We start from the raw sequence: 16,093 nt of genomic DNA on the forward strand, positions 1-16,093 counted from the left end.
AGTTATGGCTCCCAAATGAGTGACCTGATCGTGGTTGGCTTTCCGAAAGCCGAGGAAGCTGAGCAGGTGCGTCTCGAGTTGGCCAGCATTCAGCAGGAGCATCTGATCTCCCTTGAAGATGCTGTGGTGCTGGAGCATGGCGAGGACGGTCACGTCCATCTGCGCCAGGCCATCAACATGGCGGCGGCCGGCGCTGTCAGTGGCAGCTTCTGGGGCATGCTCGTCGGACTGCTGTTCCTCAGCCCACTGCTGGGTGCGGCTGTCGGCGCCGGTGCTGGTGCTGCCTCAGGAGCACTCACCGACATCGGCATCAATGATCAGTTCCTGCGGGAGCTGGCCGAAACCCTGCCCAAGGGCAGCGCTGCTCTGGCTCTGCTGGTGCGGGACGGCACGCCTGATCGCGTGATCGAGCGCCTGCGCAGCCATGCCCCCAACGCCCGCCTGGTGAAAACCAACCTCAGTCATACCGATGAGGACAAGCTGCGTGATCTGCTGAAAGCAGCTGCTCAGCAGGCTGAAGCACTGCGTCTTTCCTGACGCGCACGCCCTGACACCCGGTAGGTGCAGCCCCTGGCAGCGAGCTGGTCGTTGACTTCCTCGACCAGCTCCCGGGGCATGTCCTCGGCCATCTGATCGGCCGTGGCGTTGATGGACGGGGATCCCAGCTCAAGAGCTTCCAGCAGTCGGGTCCACTGATCCACAAGCAGACTGCGGCTCATGGGTTCGTAGCCCTGGGATTCCAGATGCGTCCCGCAGACCGTCCGGTTCCAGAGCACGGAGCGTCCCTGGCCGTGAGGACCGGCATTCATTGCGGCACCGGCTTCCAGGGCGGCAGGGGTCGGACGGCCGCGGCGATCACGCCAGCCCTGCTGTTCCAGGCTGCGCCCGCAGTGAATGGCCGAAATGCCGTAGATCCGACCGAGGTCGGTGAGGCTGAGCCAGAGAGGTGTAACAGCCATGACACGGAGAACCTGTGTGCTCACATGTTCCTCGGAGCACATGTATTGGCAAGTTGTCAAGAGCAAATCCCAACAAATTCGGGCATTTGTTCATGAATTCCTTTGAAGCTCCTGGCGCAATGTTGGGCCCAGCCAGGTTTCCAGCTGTGGGCTAAACACTTCCCGGATCACAGTCAGGGCCTTGCCTCCGCGGAAGAAGCGGTAGTGGCGACTCCAGAACGGTCCGCGCAGTCCGAAGGTCATCTCAAGCCAGTCGGCATTGACCAGGGCGAGGCCATCCACTTCTCGGAACAGTTCGGAACGGCCTTCCGTGAGACTCCGCCAGATGGGCTGGTTGCGATCGCGCAGGTGCAGATCCGCTTCCGTCTGGTTCCACCAGCTCTCTGCCCAGGCCAGAGGGAGACCGTCGCAATGAAGCCAGACCTGACGCCGCAGCAGCGGGGGGGTCAGCTCTTTCACTTCTGGGGGTGCATCGGGATGATCGAGCGGCTCCGGCGTCATGCCGATCAGATCAACGGCGACAGGCTGTCCGGTGAGCAGCCTGAGATGACGGGTCGGGCTGCCGTCACCCAGCAGCATCAAGCGCCACGGGCCCGGCAGCTGACGCGGGCCCTCCCCGGTCAGCACGGCCGCGGTGGGGGCCTGCCAGAGATGCTGCGGAGAGGGCAGAAGTGAGCCAGCAGATGTCAGTGGATCCCTCCCACCGCCAGGCTGCGGCGCTGGCCGTCGCGGCTGATCACGGCCCCGCTTTCGCTGACGGACTCCAGCACCCAGCCGCTCGACCCGATGGCGGTTCCAATCCCGCTGGAGAGGGAGTTGCTGCCCAGCTGAAAAATCGCCGAGCTGCTGTTGCCGGGTCCCTGCACCACACCGGTGAGCTGAGGCAGCTCGTCCTGAACCACTGGCGCGCGCGACGGGGGGTTGGGTGTGTCCGGAGAGGCAGAGTCAGCGGTTCCAGCGCGACTGTGGGTGCTGGCGAGAGCCTGGGTGCCGGCGTTGTCACGGCTGGAGGTTCCGGTTTCGGCTCTGCAGTGCTGATGGGTGGTTGCGGACGCAATCGCTCGATGAGCAGCAGCTGGCGTTCCTGCTCGAGGCGTGCACTGGTGGTCTGCCAGTTGCCGGTCAGCCAGGCCATGCAGACAACTGATGCTGCCGTGACGGCGGTCAGCAGTGGAATCTGCCAGCTGTCAGCCCCGCGTGGCGGGTTGTCCGCAGGGGGCAGCGGCTGTGGTTCGTGTACAGCAACATCAACCGGCACCAGATGGTTGGCATCCCTCCGAAGTGCCGGGTCGGCGAACACCCTGTCCATCACCTGCTCGGCGCGCAGGTTCCAGTAAGCACGCGACGTGGGAAGGCGTGATGCCAAGGCTGATGGCCGATGGTCCCAACGCTATCGAGCCTGACCGGCAGCGGCGAGGTCCTTCTGCTGCCGTTGACGCAGCTCCAGCCACATCAGCAGAGCTGTGATGTCCGCCTGGCTGACACCGGGAATGCGGCTGGCCTGCCCCAGGGTGGCGGGACGGATCTCACTCAGTTTTTCGCGAGCCTCGCGCGACAGGGTGCCGATGCCGGCGTACTCCACATCGGAGGGCAGCTTGCGCTGGCTCTGACGTTTCACCTGATCGATCTGCTGCTGCTGCCGTTGCAGATAGCCGCTGTACTTGATGTCGATTTCGGCGCCTTCCCGCACCGGCAGAGGCAGGTCGGCATCGGCGAGGCCGTGCTCCACCAGATCGGCGGCGTGCATGCCCGGTCGGCGCAGCAGGTCCGCCAGGGTGATCGAGCCCTTGATTGCCGCACCGGTCTGCTGCTCAACCGCCGCTGCAGAGGGATCGCTCGCTTTCAGCCGCACCGTTTCCAGCCGACGCTTCTCGGCCTCCATCGCCTGAAGTTTGTCTTCGAAGATCCGCCAGCGCCGGTCGTCGATCAGGCCGAGTTCGCGGCCGAGAGGAGTGAGGCGCCGGTCGGCGTTGTCGCCCCGCAGGATCAGCCGGTATTCGCTGCGGCTGGTGAGCACTCTGTAGGGCTCGCGAAGGTCCTTGCTCACCAGGTCGTCGATCATCGTGCCGATGTAGCTGCCCTCACGGGGGAAGTGCACCGGCTCCTGGCCTCCGATGAGCCGAGCGGCATTGATGCCGGCCACCAGGCCCTGAGCTGCGGCCTCCTCGTAGCCGGTGGTGCCGTTGAGCTGACCGGCGCTGAACAGGCCCTGGACCCGTTTGGTTTCCAGGGAGGGTTTGAGCTGCGTGGCGGGCAGGTAGTCGTAATCCACCGCATAGGCGGGTCGCAGCATCAGGCATTGCTCCAGGCCGGGCAGGGTGCGCAGCAGCTGCAGTTGGATCGATTCCGGCAGCCCTGTGGAGAAGCCCTGCACGTAGATCTCCGGGGTGTCCCGTCCTTCCGGCTCCAGGAAGATCTGGTGGCTGTCCTTATCGGCGAAACGAACGATCTTGTCTTCGATCGAAGGGCAGTAGCGGGGACCTTTGCTGTCGATCACACCTCCGTAGATGGCGGTCTGCTCGAGGTTGTCGCGGATGAGTTGATGGGTGGCGGCGGTGGTGCGGGTGATGTGGCAGCTCATCTGCTCACCGCTCGTCCAGGCTGCCGGATCAAAGGAGAAGAAGCGATCGGCTGCATCGCTGGGCTGTTCCTCCAGCTGATCGAGGGCGATGCTGCGCCGGTCCACCCGCGCGGGGGTGCCCGTCTTGAGTCGGTCAGTGTGGAAGCCGAGTTGCTGGAGGGCTTCCGTGAGGCCTTCGGCGGCCTGCTCGCCGGCGCGGCCTGCTGCCATCGATTGATGCCCCACCCAGATGCGGCCTCCCAGAAAGGTGCCGGCGGTGAGGATCACGGCTGCGGCGCTGTAGGTGCTGCCGAAATAGGTGCGGATACCGGTGATGCGTTGCTGAGCGCCGTCGCCACTCACCTCAAGGCCAGTGACCATCGCTTCGCGCAGGGCCAGGTTGGGGGTGTGCTGCAGCAGCTGCAGCATCTGGCGGGAGTAGAGGCGTTTGTCGGTCTGGGCGCGCAGGGCCCAGACAGCGGGTCCGCGGCTGGCGTTGAGGATGCGTTTCTGGATCGCTGTGGCATCGGCCAGGCGACCGATCACGCCACCGAGGGCATCGACTTCGTGGACCAGTTGGCTCTTGGCCGGTCCGCCCACGGCGGGATTGCACGGTTGCCAGGCGATTCGGTCGAGATTGAGGGTGAACAGGGCCGTGTTCAGCCCCAGCCGTGCAGCGGTGATCGCGGCCTCACAGCCGGCGTGACCACCTCCCACGACGATCACGTCGAAGACTTCGCTCGGGGTCGTGGTGAAGCTCATGGATTCATTATCCGCAGCTACGGAAGCGGATCTGATCCGCCGGGGGTCTTGCTTCGCTGCAGCGTCTCCTGAGGCAGCTCCCCGTACTGCTTTCTGTAGCGGCGAGCGAAGTGGCTGCGACTGGTGAAGCCCAGATGAGCCGCGATCGCTCCAACTCCTTGCAGGTGGATGCCATCACAGCGGTTGGGATCCAGCAGCAGCTGCCGCACCAGATCGAGGCGGATCGATCGCTGAAGCTTCTGCGGGGTTTGACCGAAATGCTCCTGACAGCCCTTGAACAGGGAGGTGCGCGACTGATACAGGACCGCACTCAGCTCATCCATGGTGAGGTTCTGGTCGGAATGACACGAAAACCAGTGCAGCAGCTCGATGGCCGCTTCATGGCGAGCTTCTCTTTGACCGAACGTCATGGAATCCACCTCGACATCCTCGAAAGCGCGTAGCAGGCATCCGATCAGCTCGTCCACCTCTCTCGGATCGGTGGCCTGATCGTGTTGCTCAATCAGGTGTCTCAACCGGGCTCGCAGTTCCGAGCGCAGAGGTTCACGCAGTTCCAGCTGATTGGTGTCTTTCCAGCGATCCAAGGTCAGCTGTCCTGCCCTGTGCTGGCTGTGTCGCTCCAGCAGGTGATCTCTGGAGATGGTCACCGTGGCCAGGGTGGTGCCTGCCGGCAAACGCAGATCGAAATCGTTCAGCTGGTCGTTGTAACCCATCATTCCGGGCCAGGGCATGCAGACCCCCTGGGCCCGGATGGGATCAGTCGCTGGTGGGTCACTCAGCGGAATGGCGATCGTGCAGGGCCTCGGGCGTCGGGTGCCGCTGAGGAACAGCGTCTGGTTGATCTCCAACTGGTTGAGACGGAAGAAACCGCAACTGATGATCCGCAGACGTCCCACCAGAGGGCCTTCGCTGAGTTGGAGTGCGCTCAGGTTTGGAGAGACAGGCTGGGACAGGCTCTGGAGATCGGCGCAGCTCTGAAAGCGGGCGTCCAAAACCTTCACCGTTAGGGGCCCACCAGAACGCTCCGCAATTCTCAGCTGGTGGCTTCCCTTCCGGAGAACTCAACAACCGGAAGGTCACCGGATTCTCACGCCGCCAGGTTGCGGAAGCGGGTGAACTGGGGCTCGAACAGCAGCTTCACCGTGCCCACCGGTCCGTTGCGGTGCTTGGTCACGATCACTTCGGTGATGCCTCGATCCGGAGTTTCCGGGTTGTAGTACTCGTCGCGGTAGATCATCAGCACCAGATCGGCATCCTGTTCGATTGAGCCTGATTCCCGCAGGTCGCTCAGCATCGGCCGTTTGTTGGTGCGCGATTCCACGCCACGGCTCAGCTGGGAGAGGGCGATCACCGGCACGTTCAGTTCCCGGGCCATGCCTTTCAGGGCACGGGTGATCCGGGAGATTTCCTGCACCCTGTTGTCCGGGCTGGAGCCTTCCATCAGCTGCAGGTAGTCGATCACCACCAGCCCCAGCTCTTTGCCTTGTTCCGCCATCAGCCTCCGGCAGAGGGAACGCATTTCCAGCACGCCGGAGTTGGGTTTGTCGTCGATGTAGATCGGCAGCTGGCCGAGGCTGTTGATGCCCTGCCCCAACAGTGGCCATTCCTCCTGCTGCAACCGGCCTGTACGCAGCCGGCCAGCTTCAATGCCCACCTCCATCGACAGCAGCCTGTAGGTGAGCTGCTCCTTGCTCATCTCCAGAGAGAACACGCAGACCGGCAGGTCGTGCAGCTGGGCCACGTTCTTGGCCAGGTTGAGCACGATCGAGGTTTTACCCATGGCTGGACGACCGGCCACGATGATCAGATCACTCCTCTGGAGACCCTGGGTCATGGCATCCAGGTCGTAGAAGTTCACCGGGATCCCGGCTACCGAGGTGCCCAGAGAGCGACTTTCAATCTCTTCAAAGGTCTGGGTGAGGATCTCGGCGGTGGGAGTGAGTCCCTTCGAGGGCTTTTCCTGGCTGATGGCAAAGATCGTCTGCTCCGCCTGATCCAGCACCTGATCCATGGGCAGGCTCTGATCGAAGCCCAGCTTGATGACCTCGTTGCCGGAGCGGATCAGCTGACGGCGGAGAAATTTGTCCATCACCAGTCGCGCCACCTGCTCGATCGAGGCCGTCGAGCTCACCCGCTCCACCAGTTCGATCAGACGGCCGTTGCCACCCACCTTCTCCAGGGAACCGGTGTCCGCCAGCCAGGCGGTCATCGCCGTCAGGTCTGTGGGTTTGCCCTGACCGTGCAGCATCAGGGCGGTTCGAAAGATTTCGCGGTGGGCATTCAGATAGAACGCCTCCGGTTGCAGAACATCGGCGACACGACCGATGGCGTCAGGGTCCAGCAGGATGCCTCCCAGAACCGCTTCCTCCGCCTCGAGGTTCTGGGGCGGAACGGAATCGGGCAGGGCCTCGAAGCTGGGCTCTTGATCACGACGCCCACGGGCGAAGCCGCGGCGTCCCCCTTCGGCTGACTCGCCTTGATCACCAAGGGGAACACTCACCATGGCGGCCGGTCGACGCAATCAGGTTTCACACTCTGGCCCGGCTGCGCCGTTTGGCCAGGGGTCAATAGCTGACCACCTCGAGATTGATCTCAGCTGTGACCTCGGTGTGCAGCTTCACGGTCACGGTGTACTTGCCCGTGCGATGAATCTCCGGAACCACGATGTCGCGGCGGTCGATCTCCTTCTTGGTGGCGTCTTCGATGGCTTCGGCCACGTCACCGTTGGTCACGGTTCCGAACAGGACGTTGTCTTCACCGGTCTGCTTCTTGACCGTGAAGCGGCCGATGGTGTCAAGGGCGGTTCGGAAGTCGAGAGCCTGCTGCTTGAGGGCGGCCTGGCGCTCTGCTTCCTTGGCACGTCGATGCTCCACCTGCTTCATCACCGCGGGGGTGAGAGGAACGGCCTTGCCGAAAGGCAACAGGAAGTTCCGTGCGTAACCGGGAGCGACTTCCACCAGATCCCCGTCCTTTCCGAGACTGAGGACGTCCTCGTTCAGGACGACTTGAACACGCTTGGGCATGGGACCGGGACGGACGACGGTTTCGGTGCGATCGACCACGTTACGACGTGGCCGATCGGGATTGGATTCAGGAGGCGCCGCCTACGTAGCGGGCGGTGCGAACCCGGCTGGCGAGGCCGAAGCGTTTCAGCAACCGGATGTGCTGCCAGGTGAGGTCGAATTCGAACCAGCGCAGACCATGGCGGGCGCTGGCGGGATGGGCATGGTGGTTGTTGTGCCAGCCCTCGCCGAACGAGAGCAGTGCCACCCACCAGCAGTTCCTGGAAAGATCCGGACAGTCGAAATTCCTGTAACCGAAGGCATGGGTGGCGGAATTCACCAGCCAGGTGACGTGATACACCACCACGAGGCGCAGTGGAATCGCCCAGAGAACCAGTCCAAGTCCACCACCGTGGATCTGAGCCGCTTCGCCGATCCAGTAAAGGCTGAGTCCGAGAGGAATCTGCAGCAGCAGGAACCAGCGATCCAACCAGCGATAGAAGGGATCGCACTGGAGATCGCCTGCGTATCGGTCCAGCTCTTTCAGAGCGGGAATCTCGTGCAGCATCCACTCGCTGTGGCTCCACCAGAGTCCGCGACCGGCATCGTGATGATCGGTGACCTGATCGGAGAAACGGTGGTGGTGGCGATGCAGTCCCACCCATTCAATCGGACCGCTCTGGCAGGCCAGGGTTCCCATGAGCACCAGCATGCGCTCAACCCACACCGGGACGACGAGGCTGCGGTGGGCGACCAGGCGATGCAGTCCGAGCGTGACCCCCAGCACGGTCATCCAGTACAGAACCCCGAAGGCCACAAAGCCCTGCCAGCTCCAGAACCGTGGCAGCAGGGCGACCGTTGCAAGGACATGCATCACCAGCATGAAGCTGGTGGTTCCCCACTTGATGCGTCGCTGCCTCGCCGGCAATGGACCGCGGGGGGCCATCACCGCCGCCCGCTGCCGAAGCTCGCGGGTGTCAGCTGTTTGGGTGGATACCAACAGGAAACTCCAGGGTTTGGCAGAACCGCTCGTGCGCAAACACGGTGAGTGGTTTTTGCCTGTATTGACGGAAATCTAAAGGAATTGACGCTGCAACCAGTGGTGAAACCCCTACGGGAGAGACGCAGCATGGAGGCACGCAGCAGGCCTGGAGCCGGGAGTGACATGGTGAAGACTGGTGAAGTAACAGCCTCAATGCGGGCGCGGGCCCGTTCTCTTGTCGCGGATGTGGCCCTGTCGCAGGCATCGTCAGCGGCACAACGCACGGCAGCGGTTGAACCGCGACTTCAGCGGGTGTTGGCCGCGATGGCCGAGGAGCGTGTCGGCACGCAGCATTTCGCCTCTCTGACCGGATACGGACACGGGGACCAGGGACGCGATGTGGTGGATCGGGTGTTTGCGCGCGTGCTCGGCGCTGAGGCTGCGGCCGTGCGGCTTCAGTTCGTCAGCGGTACCCATGCGATCGCTGCGGCACTGTTCGGTGTGCTTCGCCCCGGGGATCGTCTGCTGTCGATCACAGGCCGGCCCTACGACACCCTGGAGGAGGTGATCGGTCTGCGGGAGCAGGGGCAGGGATCCCTGGCTGAATTCGGTGTCCGCTACGACGAACTGGAGCTGACACCGGACGGTGGGATCAACACAGCTGCACTGGATCAGGCTCTGGAGGTCCCGACCCGGATGGTGCTGATTCAGCGCAGCTGCGGCTACAGCTGGCGCCCGTCGATTTCCGTTGCGGAGATCGGACGCTGCTGCGAACGCATCCACGCGTCTCAGCCCGATTGCGTCTGCTTCGTTGACAACTGCTATGGCGAATTGGTGGAAGAACAGGAACCACCGCATGTCGGAGCGGATCTGATCGCCGGTTCCCTGATCAAGAATCTCGGTGGCACCATCGCTCCGGCCGGGGGCTACGTGGCCGGTCGGTCTGATCTGGTGGAGCAGGCCTGCTGCCGTCTCACGGCTCCGGGAATCGGCCGGGAGGGTGGAACCGGTTTTGATCTCCAGCGTCTTGTGCTTCAGGGTTTGTTCCTGGCGCCGCAGATGGTCGCGGAGGCCCTGATCGGAGCGGATCTGGTGGCGGGGGTGTTTCAACGGCTCGGGTGTGCCGTTCAGCCTGCGCCGGGAGCGTTCCGCAGTGATCTGATCCAGGCGGTTCGCCTCGGTTCACCGGAGGCACTCAAGGTGGTGTGCCGTGCATTCCAGAGCATGTCTCCGGTCGGTTCCTACCTGGATCCTGTGCCCGCTTCGATGCCTGGTTACGCCAGCGATCTGGTGATGGCGGGCGGAACCTTCATCGATGGTTCGACCAGCGAGTTCTCCGCGGATGCTCCGTTGCGGGAACCGTTCAATCTCTTCGTGCAGGGCGGAACCCACCGGGCCCATCTCAGCCTCGCGCTCCAGGAGGCACTGGCGGCTCTTGATGCTGCGGAGCTGCGCGATCTCCCGCAGACTGGTGCGAGCTGCTGATCCGCCAGACGATGGCGTTTGCGTTTCCTGAATCCTTCCGCTTCGCCGACAGCCACGAATACGCGAATGCCGACGGCGAGCTGGTGCGAGTCGGCATCAGCGCTTTTGCAGTGGATCAGCTGGGGGACATCGTCTTCGTTGATCTTCCTGATGTCGGCGCCAGTCTCAGCAAAGGCGACAGCTTCGGTTCGGTGGAATCCGTCAAGGCCGTGGAGGACATGTACGCCCCGATCGACGGCGAGGTGGTGCAACGCAACGAGGCTGTGCTCGCGAGCCCAGAGGAACTTCAGAACGATCCACACGGGGAAGGCTGGCTGCTGGTGATACGGCCCGGCAACGCATCCCAAATGGAGTCCCTGCTTGATGCGGCGGCCTACAGCGCCAAGGTGAACGCCAGCTGACATCGGCCGCCGGTCTCCCTTCTTTACGATCGGCGGGATTTTCGCTGCCGCTCCCCTTGGTCTCCCCCTTCCTCGAGCGGCATCTCGGCCCGGGCAACGCCGAGCAGCGGTCCATGCTGAAGACCCTCGGCTACAGCGACATGGCGGCCTTCATCGCCGATGTCGTGCCATCGGACATCCTCGATGAGCACCCTCCTTCGGAGGCCATGCCGGAGGGCTGCAGCGAATCGGAGGCCCTGGAAGATCTGCGCCGCATCGTTGCCGACAACACGGTTCGCCGCTCCCTGATCGGCCTGGGTTACCACGGCACAGCAACGCCGGCACTGATCCAGCGTCACGTCTTTGAAAATCCCGCCTGGTACACCGCTTACACGCCCTATCAGGCTGAGATCGCTCAGGGTCGCCTGGAAGCGCTTCTCAACTTCCAGACCCTGATCAGCGAGCTGACCGGTCTTCCGATCGCCAATGCGTCTCTTCTGGACGAGGCCACGGCAGCTGCTGAGGCGATGGGGCTGAGTCATGCCGTCTGTCGTCGTGCTGAGGCCCGTCGCTTCCTGGTGGATGCCGCCGTCCTGCCACAGACCTGGGCTGTGCTGCAGACCCGCGCCGAGCCTTTGAACATCGAGCTGGAGCGGTTGGATCCCGGCGATTTCGTGCTCGATGCCACGGTGTTCGGCGTACTGCTGCAGCTGCCCGGCAAGGAGGGCCAGGTCTGGGACCCCACTGCTCTGATCGAGCGGGCTCATGAGGCCGGGGCTCTGGTGACCGTGGCCATCGATCCCCTGGCTCAGACCCTGATCGCGCCGGTGGCCTCCTTCGGTGCTGACATTGCCGTCGGCAGCGCCCAGCGCTTCGGCGTGCCGATGGGTTTCGGCGGACCTCACGCCGCTTTCTTCGCCACCAGGGATGCCTACAAGCGCCAGATTCCCGGCCGACTGGTGGGCCAGTCCAGGGATGCCCAGGGCCAGCCAGCTCTGCGCCTGGCTCTTCAGACCCGTGAGCAGCACATCCGACGCGACAAGGCCACCAGCAACATCTGCACGGCGCAGGTGCTGCTGGCAGTGATGGCTTCCTTCTATGCGGTTCACCATGGGCCGGACGGATTGACCGCCATCGCACAGCGGATCGTGCGCCTGCGACGTCGACTGGAGGCTGCTCTGGTGGCCCTGGGTTACCCGGTTGCTCCTGGAGAGCGGTTCGACACCGTGGTGATCCGTTGCAGCGATGCCGCTGCCGTGCATCGAGCGGCAGCCGAGGCGGAGATCAACCTGCGGGTGGTGCCTGAGGGGGCTGCGCCTGATCAGGCGGAAGGCTTCGGCATCACCTTGGATGAACTCAGCAACGAGTCGGAACTGAAGCGGCTGGTGCTGCTCCTGGCTGCTGCTGCTCAGCGACAGACGCCTCCGATCACCGAAGTTGTCTCCGGTTCCCTCGACGGCGTGCCCGGTCGCGAGGAGCCCTGGCTGACGCAAGCGGTGTTCCATTGCCATCGCAGTGAAACCGAGTTGCTGCGGTACATCCAGCGCCTGGTGAGCCGCGATCTCTCCCTCGTGCACGGCATGATCCCGTTGGGCAGCTGCACGATGAAGCTCAATGCCGCCGCCGAGCTGCTGCCGGTGAGCTGGCCTGCCTTCGCGTCGCTGCATCCCTTCGCCCCTGAGGATCAGGCCCGTGGCTACCGCCACATGGCGGATGATCTGGAGCGCTGGCTTGCTGCTCTCACAGGTTTCTCAGCGGTCTCCCTTCAGCCCAATGCCGGCTCGCAGGGGGAGTACGCCGGCTTGCTGGTGATCCGGGCCTGGCATCACTCGCGGGGGGACAGCCATCGGGACATCTGTCTGATCCCCACCAGTGCCCATGGCACCAACCCCGCCAGCGCCGTGATGGCGGGCCTGAAGGTGGTGCCTGTGGCCTGCGATGACGAGGGGAACGTCGATCTGGATGATCTGGCGGCCCGGGCTGAGGAGTTCAGCGACCGTCTCGCCGCTCTGATGGTGACCTACCCCTCCACGCACGGTGTCTTCGAGCCAGGGATCCGTCAGATCTGTTCGGTGGTGCATCGCCACGGCGGGCAGGTCTACCTCGATGGAGCCAATCTCAATGCCCAGGTCGGTCTCTGTCGGCCGGGAGCTTTCGGGGCTGACGTCTGCCACCTCAATCTGCACAAGACCTTCTGCATACCCCATGGCGGTGGTGGTCCGGGTGTCGGCCCCATCGGAGTGGCGGAGCATCTGGCCCCGTTCCTGCCCGGTCATCCTCTCCAGTCAGACCAGCCCACCGCGATCGGGCCGGTGTCAGCTGCCCCTCTCGGTAGCGCCAGCATCCTGCCGATCAGTTGGATGTACCTGCGCATGATGGGGGCGGAGGCTCTGCGCCAGGCCAGTGCGGTCGCGCTGCTGTCAGCGAACTATCTCGCTCATCGGCTGGACCCCCACTACCCGGTGTTGTTCCGGGGGACCACCGGCTGCGTCGCTCACGAATGCATTCTCGACCTGCGACCGCTCAAGCGGGATGCGGGTGTTGATGTCGATGACATCGCCAAGCGCTTGATGGACTACGGCTTTCATGCGCCGACGGTGAGCTGGCCGGTGGCGGGCACCGTGATGGTGGAACCCACCGAGAGCGAGAGTCTTGCCGAACTGGACCGCTTCGCTGACGCGTTGATCGCGATCCGTGAGGAGGTTCGGGACATCGAATCCGGTCGGATGGATCCGGTGAACAATCCCCTGAAGCGGGCTCCCCACACCATGGCCGTGGTCACAGCTGATGTCTGGGATCGTCCCTACAGCCGCGCCACCGCCGCTTTCCCTTTGGCTGATCAGCCGATGAACAAGCTGTGGCCTGCGGTCGGACGCATCGACAACGCCTTCGGTGATCGGAATCTCATCTGCACCTGCCCGTCGGTGGAGGACCTGGCTGAGCAACCCGTTGCCGCCTGAAACGCCGGATCATCTGGTGTTGCCTTGCTCAGGCGTGTAAATTTTCACTGAAAACCGAAAACTTGATTTGGTTCGATTAGGACCACCATCGACCAGCTGCAAACTATTCGACAACTGATTCGTCTGTCGGGGGACACCATGGATCGGAAGACCATCTTCAAAAGCGATCAATCATCGGACCGAGTTGAACCGGTCCTGCCCGCATTGCCTGAGGGTCTGGAATCCGCTCTGCAGCGGGGCCACACCCTTCCGATCGAAGGAACGAATGTCGTGAGGGTTCCCTTCGGCGTGCGTCGCTCCCGCCGTGTGCGGGCGGAACGGCCTGATCATTGGGCCACTCTGGTGATCCCGTTGCAGCCCATCGGTGATCCCACGCCTCCGCCAGCCGCTGCCTGAACAGGGTCTAGGCAGCGTGAATCTCCGACGTCTGTTCTGACAGTCGCCAGTCCAGCAGTGCTTTCACATCGGCCAGAGAGCAGGACGGTGTCCGAAACGGGAGCAGACGCATCGGACTGCGTTCCGGTCTCACCAGCCAGCTCTGGTTGGTCTGAGGCAGCAAGAGAAAGCCGCGATAACGCACCACGGCCTGTTGGCTCATCAGGAATCCCATCGCTCAGGGGATCATCGGTTTGTGTCTCCGTCATTTGAGGCCACAACATCTGGTGTGCTCGTCATCAACGGAATCTTTTTGGGATCACGGTGCCTGGTCTGAAGAATCTCCATGCATCCCGGAAAAAACCTGTCACTCAAAGGCCTTGCAGCGCAATCGATGTGATTCAAGCGACAGTTTTCAGTTATTTTGGATACAACGTGATCAAGCCAACACCGTCCAGATCTGGTGTGTCATGGCAGAGCGAACAGCAGGATGTCAGCCTCCGCATCGGCGGCGCTCAGATCATCGATGACAGCATCCATTCGCTGGAAGCCCAGCCCATCGCCTTGCTGCAAGCGCTCCGGAACAGCGTCGCTGCCGTTGAGATTCACCGTGCCACTGATGACCTGAAGCCAGAGCAGCGGCCCGCCGGTCGAGGGGAGCGTCAGTTGGCTCGTCTGTGCCGGTCTGGCACGCCAGAGATGCACGCTTCGGGCAATCCGCATGGCACCGTTGTTGCTCTGAGGAGAGATCAGCGGTGTCCATTGGGCATCGATCGGGAAGGATTTCTGCTCGTAGGCGGTGGGAATGCCACGCTCCTCCGGTTCGATCCAGATCTGAAGAAGCCGGCAGGATTCCGTGCTGTTGTTCATCTCGCTGTGGGTGATGCCGGTGCCGGCCGACATCCTCTGCACCTCTCCGGCATGGATCACGGCGCTGTGCCCCATGGAGTCCTTGTGGCTGAGTTCACCGTCCACCATCACCGTGATGATCTCCATGTCCCGATGCGGGTGCATGCCGAAGCCTCTGCCTGCCGCGATGGTGTCGTCATTGATCACCCGGAGGGGGCCGAAACCCATCCAGTCGGGGTCGACATGGCCGGCGAATGAAAAACTGTGCCGGGAGTCGAGCCAATCCAATCGGCTGTGAAAACGCTGAGCTGCCGGGCGGAAGATGACGGTTGGAGCTTGCGTTGTCTCAGCCGGTTGCATGGTGGTTCCGGGGTGGGATGGACAAAAGGCTGTTCTGATTCAGAGCAGCAGTGGGCTCATCTGCAGTAGCCGCTGCAGCAGGTCGTTGATGGTGTCGTCCTTGGCGGGTCTGGCGTTGTTGCTCAGCAGTTGACGTCCAACCACCTGAGCGCCGAGGTGGGTGAGCTGGATGCGTAAGGACAGGAGCAGTTCCATGCCGCCACCTCCGGAGAAGGTGGCCATGGCGATGGGCCGGCCATTGAAAAGCGCTCGGAAATCCTCCCCGGTCACCGACAGCCAGGCGATGGCATTGGAGAGTGATGGTGGGATCGAGCCGTTGTATTCCGGAGCGCAGATCACCCAGCGTGTGGCTGTCATCAGCTGCTGCTGAACCGGTTCCACCGCTCGCGGCATTCCCTGGGCCTGGGAGCGGGGGGTGAACAGCGGCAGATCGATCTCCGTTAAGTCGAGCACCTCAGCGGTCTGACCAAGGGCTCGGGCCTGCTGGGCAAATCGCTCAGCCAGTTTCAGGTTTTCCCCATTGCTGGCGGAGATCACCAGCAGATCCGTGCGTGCTGTGTTTTTCATACCCAGAGCATTGACCAAGGTGTTTCAGGAACCTGCTGGAGATGGCCACCAAGCGGGGGAGAGCGTCAGGCTGCTTTCAATTCGGCTTCGCGGTAAGGCACGAAGCTGGCTTTGCGTGCTCCACAGATCGGGCACTGCCAGTCGTCGGGAATCGCTTCGAAGGGCGTTCCCGGGGCAAGGCCGGAATCGGGATCGCCTTCCGCCGGGTCGTAGATCATCGAGCAGACCTTGCAGATCCACTTGCCGGCGACAGGGTTCTCGCTTTCTCCGGCGGCACCGTTGCCCTGAAGTGCTTGCAGGGCCACGCCGTAGCGTTCGGCATGGTGCTGCTCGATCGGGGCCAGCAGGCCGAAGTTCTTGGCGGCGGTGCGGAAGATGCCGGCGTGCTCTTTGGATTCATCGATCTGCTCGTTGAATTCCGCTTCGGCACCCCCATCCCTGTCGCTGCGAGCCTGGGCCGCGAACTCCGGATACATGGTGGTGAATTCGTAGGTTTCCCCTTCGATGGCCAGCTCGAGGCAGCGGCTGAGGATCGCCTGTTTCTCGCTTTCGCTGAGGCCTGCCGGGTCCTTCACCGCCAGCTCTGGGTGCAGAAGGCGGAAATGGGCGAAGGCATGCTCGGTTTCCTGCGCAGCGGTCTCCCGGAACAATTTCGCCAGCTCGTTGTGGCCGAGTTGTTTGGCGACGTCCGCAAAGAAGAGGTATTTGCGGTTGGCCATGCTTTCTCCGCCGAAGGCGGCATCGAGATTGGCCTGGGTGGAGGGTTTGGCGAGATCCATAAGCCGGGAGGAGCGATCCTCAGTGTAGGGCTAACTCATAGCCAGTATGAGTTAGCGGGGGCACATCCGGCTC

The 16,093-nt window shown here is 63.1% G+C and carries 17 protein-coding genes; 5 read left to right on the plus strand and 12 right to left on the minus strand.

Annotated features, from left to right (window positions below; all coding sequences use genetic code 11):
* Positions 1-15: 15 nt before the first annotated feature.
* Positions 16-537 carry a DUF1269 domain-containing protein gene (locus ACJ0G7_RS07775; protein WP_043693597.1) on the plus strand — a complete coding sequence of 174 codons (522 nt, stop codon included), beginning with the start codon at positions 16-18 and terminating at the stop codon, positions 535-537.
* Here ACJ0G7_RS07775 and ACJ0G7_RS07780 read toward each other — a convergent pair.
* The 8 genes from ACJ0G7_RS07780 to ACJ0G7_RS07815 all read right to left on the minus strand — a co-directional run bounded on the left by ACJ0G7_RS07780 (position 507) and on the right by ACJ0G7_RS07815 (position 8,229).
* A complete protein-coding gene (locus tag ACJ0G7_RS07780; RefSeq protein WP_043697093.1) occupies positions 507-959 on the minus strand; it encodes a hypothetical protein in 453 nt (150 codons plus the stop codon). The two genes, ACJ0G7_RS07775 and ACJ0G7_RS07780, sit on opposite strands and share 31 nt — an antisense overlap.
* A gap of 90 nt (positions 960-1,049) precedes the next feature.
* Positions 1,050-1,628 carry a chorismate lyase gene (locus ACJ0G7_RS07785; RefSeq protein WP_407395874.1) on the minus strand — a complete coding sequence of 193 codons (579 nt, stop codon included), beginning with the start codon at positions 1,626-1,628 and terminating at the stop codon, positions 1,050-1,052.
* 17 nt (positions 1,629-1,645) lie between these two features.
* A complete protein-coding gene (locus ACJ0G7_RS07790) occupies positions 1,646-1,861 on the minus strand; it encodes a hypothetical protein (RefSeq protein WP_407395637.1) in 216 nt (71 codons plus the stop codon).
* 488 nt (positions 1,862-2,349) lie between these two features.
* The gene (gene mnmG, locus ACJ0G7_RS07795; protein WP_043693585.1) at positions 2,350-4,281 is read right to left on the minus strand and encodes a tRNA uridine-5-carboxymethylaminomethyl(34) synthesis enzyme MnmG; all 1,932 of its coding nucleotides are present in this window, start codon (positions 4,279-4,281) and stop codon (positions 2,350-2,352) included.
* A 17-nt stretch (positions 4,282-4,298) separates the two neighbouring features.
* Positions 4,299-5,282 carry a helix-turn-helix transcriptional regulator gene (locus ACJ0G7_RS07800; RefSeq protein WP_407395638.1) on the minus strand — a complete coding sequence of 328 codons (984 nt, stop codon included), beginning with the start codon at positions 5,280-5,282 and terminating at the stop codon, positions 4,299-4,301.
* 86 nt (positions 5,283-5,368) lie between these two features.
* Positions 5,369-6,784, minus strand: a complete 1,416-nt coding sequence (gene dnaB, locus ACJ0G7_RS07805) for a replicative DNA helicase (protein WP_043693578.1) — start codon at positions 6,782-6,784, stop codon at positions 5,369-5,371.
* 61 nt (positions 6,785-6,845) lie between these two features.
* Positions 6,846-7,304: a 50S ribosomal protein L9 gene (gene rplI, locus ACJ0G7_RS07810; RefSeq protein WP_043697090.1), complete on the minus strand. Its 459-nt coding sequence runs from the start codon at positions 7,302-7,304 to the stop codon at positions 6,846-6,848.
* 67 nt (positions 7,305-7,371) lie between these two features.
* Complete coding sequence (locus ACJ0G7_RS07815; protein WP_407395877.1) at positions 7,372-8,229, minus strand: acyl-CoA desaturase; 858 nt, start codon at positions 8,227-8,229, stop codon at positions 7,372-7,374.
* Between the two features lie 219 nt (positions 8,230-8,448).
* On the opposite strand from ACJ0G7_RS07815, the gene ACJ0G7_RS07820 reads away from it, so the two are divergent.
* The 4 genes from ACJ0G7_RS07820 to ACJ0G7_RS07835 all read left to right on the plus strand — a co-directional run bounded on the left by ACJ0G7_RS07820 (position 8,449) and on the right by ACJ0G7_RS07835 (position 13,486).
* The gene (locus ACJ0G7_RS07820; protein ID WP_407395878.1) at positions 8,449-9,750 is read left to right on the plus strand and encodes an aminotransferase class I/II-fold pyridoxal phosphate-dependent enzyme; all 1,302 of its coding nucleotides are present in this window, start codon (positions 8,449-8,451) and stop codon (positions 9,748-9,750) included.
* An 11-nt stretch (positions 9,751-9,761) separates the two neighbouring features.
* Positions 9,762-10,151 (plus strand): glycine cleavage system protein GcvH, encoded by a 390-nt coding sequence (gene gcvH / locus ACJ0G7_RS07825; RefSeq protein ID WP_043693574.1) that lies wholly within the window; start codon positions 9,762-9,764, stop codon positions 10,149-10,151.
* Positions 10,152-10,207: 56 nt separating this feature from the next.
* Positions 10,208-13,090, plus strand: coding sequence for an aminomethyl-transferring glycine dehydrogenase (gene gcvP / locus ACJ0G7_RS07830; protein ID WP_407395640.1), 2,883 nt, complete (start codon positions 10,208-10,210; stop codon positions 13,088-13,090).
* 138 nt (positions 13,091-13,228) lie between these two features.
* Positions 13,229-13,486: a hypothetical protein gene (locus ACJ0G7_RS07835; protein WP_043693568.1), complete on the plus strand. Its 258-nt coding sequence runs from the start codon at positions 13,229-13,231 to the stop codon at positions 13,484-13,486.
* A 7-nt stretch (positions 13,487-13,493) separates the two neighbouring features.
* On the opposite strand, the gene ACJ0G7_RS07840 is transcribed toward ACJ0G7_RS07835, so the two are convergent.
* The 4 genes from ACJ0G7_RS07840 to ACJ0G7_RS07855 form a co-directional block, all read right to left on the minus strand.
* Positions 13,494-13,700 (minus strand): hypothetical protein, encoded by a 207-nt coding sequence (locus ACJ0G7_RS07840; protein ID WP_043693566.1) that lies wholly within the window; start codon positions 13,698-13,700, stop codon positions 13,494-13,496.
* A 233-nt stretch (positions 13,701-13,933) separates the two neighbouring features.
* The gene (locus ACJ0G7_RS07845) at positions 13,934-14,674 is read right to left on the minus strand and encodes a pirin family protein (protein WP_407395642.1); all 741 of its coding nucleotides are present in this window, start codon (positions 14,672-14,674) and stop codon (positions 13,934-13,936) included.
* 39 nt (positions 14,675-14,713) lie between these two features.
* On the minus strand, positions 14,714-15,241 hold the full coding sequence (locus ACJ0G7_RS07850; protein WP_186484398.1) for an NADPH-dependent FMN reductase: 528 nt from the start codon (positions 15,239-15,241) through the stop codon (positions 14,714-14,716).
* Positions 15,242-15,306: 65 nt separating this feature from the next.
* Positions 15,307-16,020: a rubrerythrin family protein gene (locus tag ACJ0G7_RS07855; protein ID WP_407395644.1), complete on the minus strand. Its 714-nt coding sequence runs from the start codon at positions 16,018-16,020 to the stop codon at positions 15,307-15,309.
* Between the last annotated feature and the right edge of the window lie 73 nt (positions 16,021-16,093).

The organism is Parasynechococcus sp., from assembly GCF_045559935.1.
Taxonomy (GTDB): domain Bacteria; phylum Cyanobacteriota; class Cyanobacteriia; order PCC-6307; family Cyanobiaceae; genus Parasynechococcus.

Excerpts from the sequence above, each read along its gene's own strand:
- ACJ0G7_RS07775 (WP_043693597.1), top strand. The coding sequence starts at position 16 with ATGAGTGACCTGATCGTGGTTGGCTTTCCGAAAGCCGAGGAAGCTGAG.
- ACJ0G7_RS07780 (WP_043697093.1), bottom strand. The coding sequence starts at position 959 with ATGGCTGTTACACCTCTCTGGCTCAGCCTCACCGACCTCGGTCGGATC.
- mnmG (WP_043693585.1), bottom strand. The coding sequence starts at position 4,281 with ATGAGCTTCACCACGACCCCGAGCGAAGTCTTCGACGTGATCGTCGTG.
- dnaB (WP_043693578.1), bottom strand. The coding sequence starts at position 6,784 with ATGGTGAGTGTTCCCCTTGGTGATCAAGGCGAGTCAGCCGAAGGGGGA.
- rplI (WP_043697090.1), bottom strand. The coding sequence starts at position 7,304 with ATGCCCAAGCGTGTTCAAGTCGTCCTGAACGAGGACGTCCTCAGTCTC.
- ACJ0G7_RS07815 (WP_407395877.1), bottom strand. The coding sequence starts at position 8,229 with ATGGCCCCCCGCGGTCCATTGCCGGCGAGGCAGCGACGCATCAAGTGG.
- ACJ0G7_RS07820 (WP_407395878.1), top strand. The coding sequence starts at position 8,449 with ATGGTGAAGACTGGTGAAGTAACAGCCTCAATGCGGGCGCGGGCCCGT.
- gcvH (WP_043693574.1), top strand. The coding sequence starts at position 9,762 with ATGGCGTTTGCGTTTCCTGAATCCTTCCGCTTCGCCGACAGCCACGAA.
- ACJ0G7_RS07835 (WP_043693568.1), top strand. The coding sequence starts at position 13,229 with ATGGATCGGAAGACCATCTTCAAAAGCGATCAATCATCGGACCGAGTT.
- ACJ0G7_RS07840 (WP_043693566.1), bottom strand. The coding sequence starts at position 13,700 with ATGGGATTCCTGATGAGCCAACAGGCCGTGGTGCGTTATCGCGGCTTT.
- ACJ0G7_RS07845 (WP_407395642.1), bottom strand. The coding sequence starts at position 14,674 with ATGCAACCGGCTGAGACAACGCAAGCTCCAACCGTCATCTTCCGCCCG.
- ACJ0G7_RS07850 (WP_186484398.1), bottom strand. The coding sequence starts at position 15,241 with ATGAAAAACACAGCACGCACGGATCTGCTGGTGATCTCCGCCAGCAAT.
- ACJ0G7_RS07855 (WP_407395644.1), bottom strand. The coding sequence starts at position 16,020 with ATGGATCTCGCCAAACCCTCCACCCAGGCCAATCTCGATGCCGCCTTC.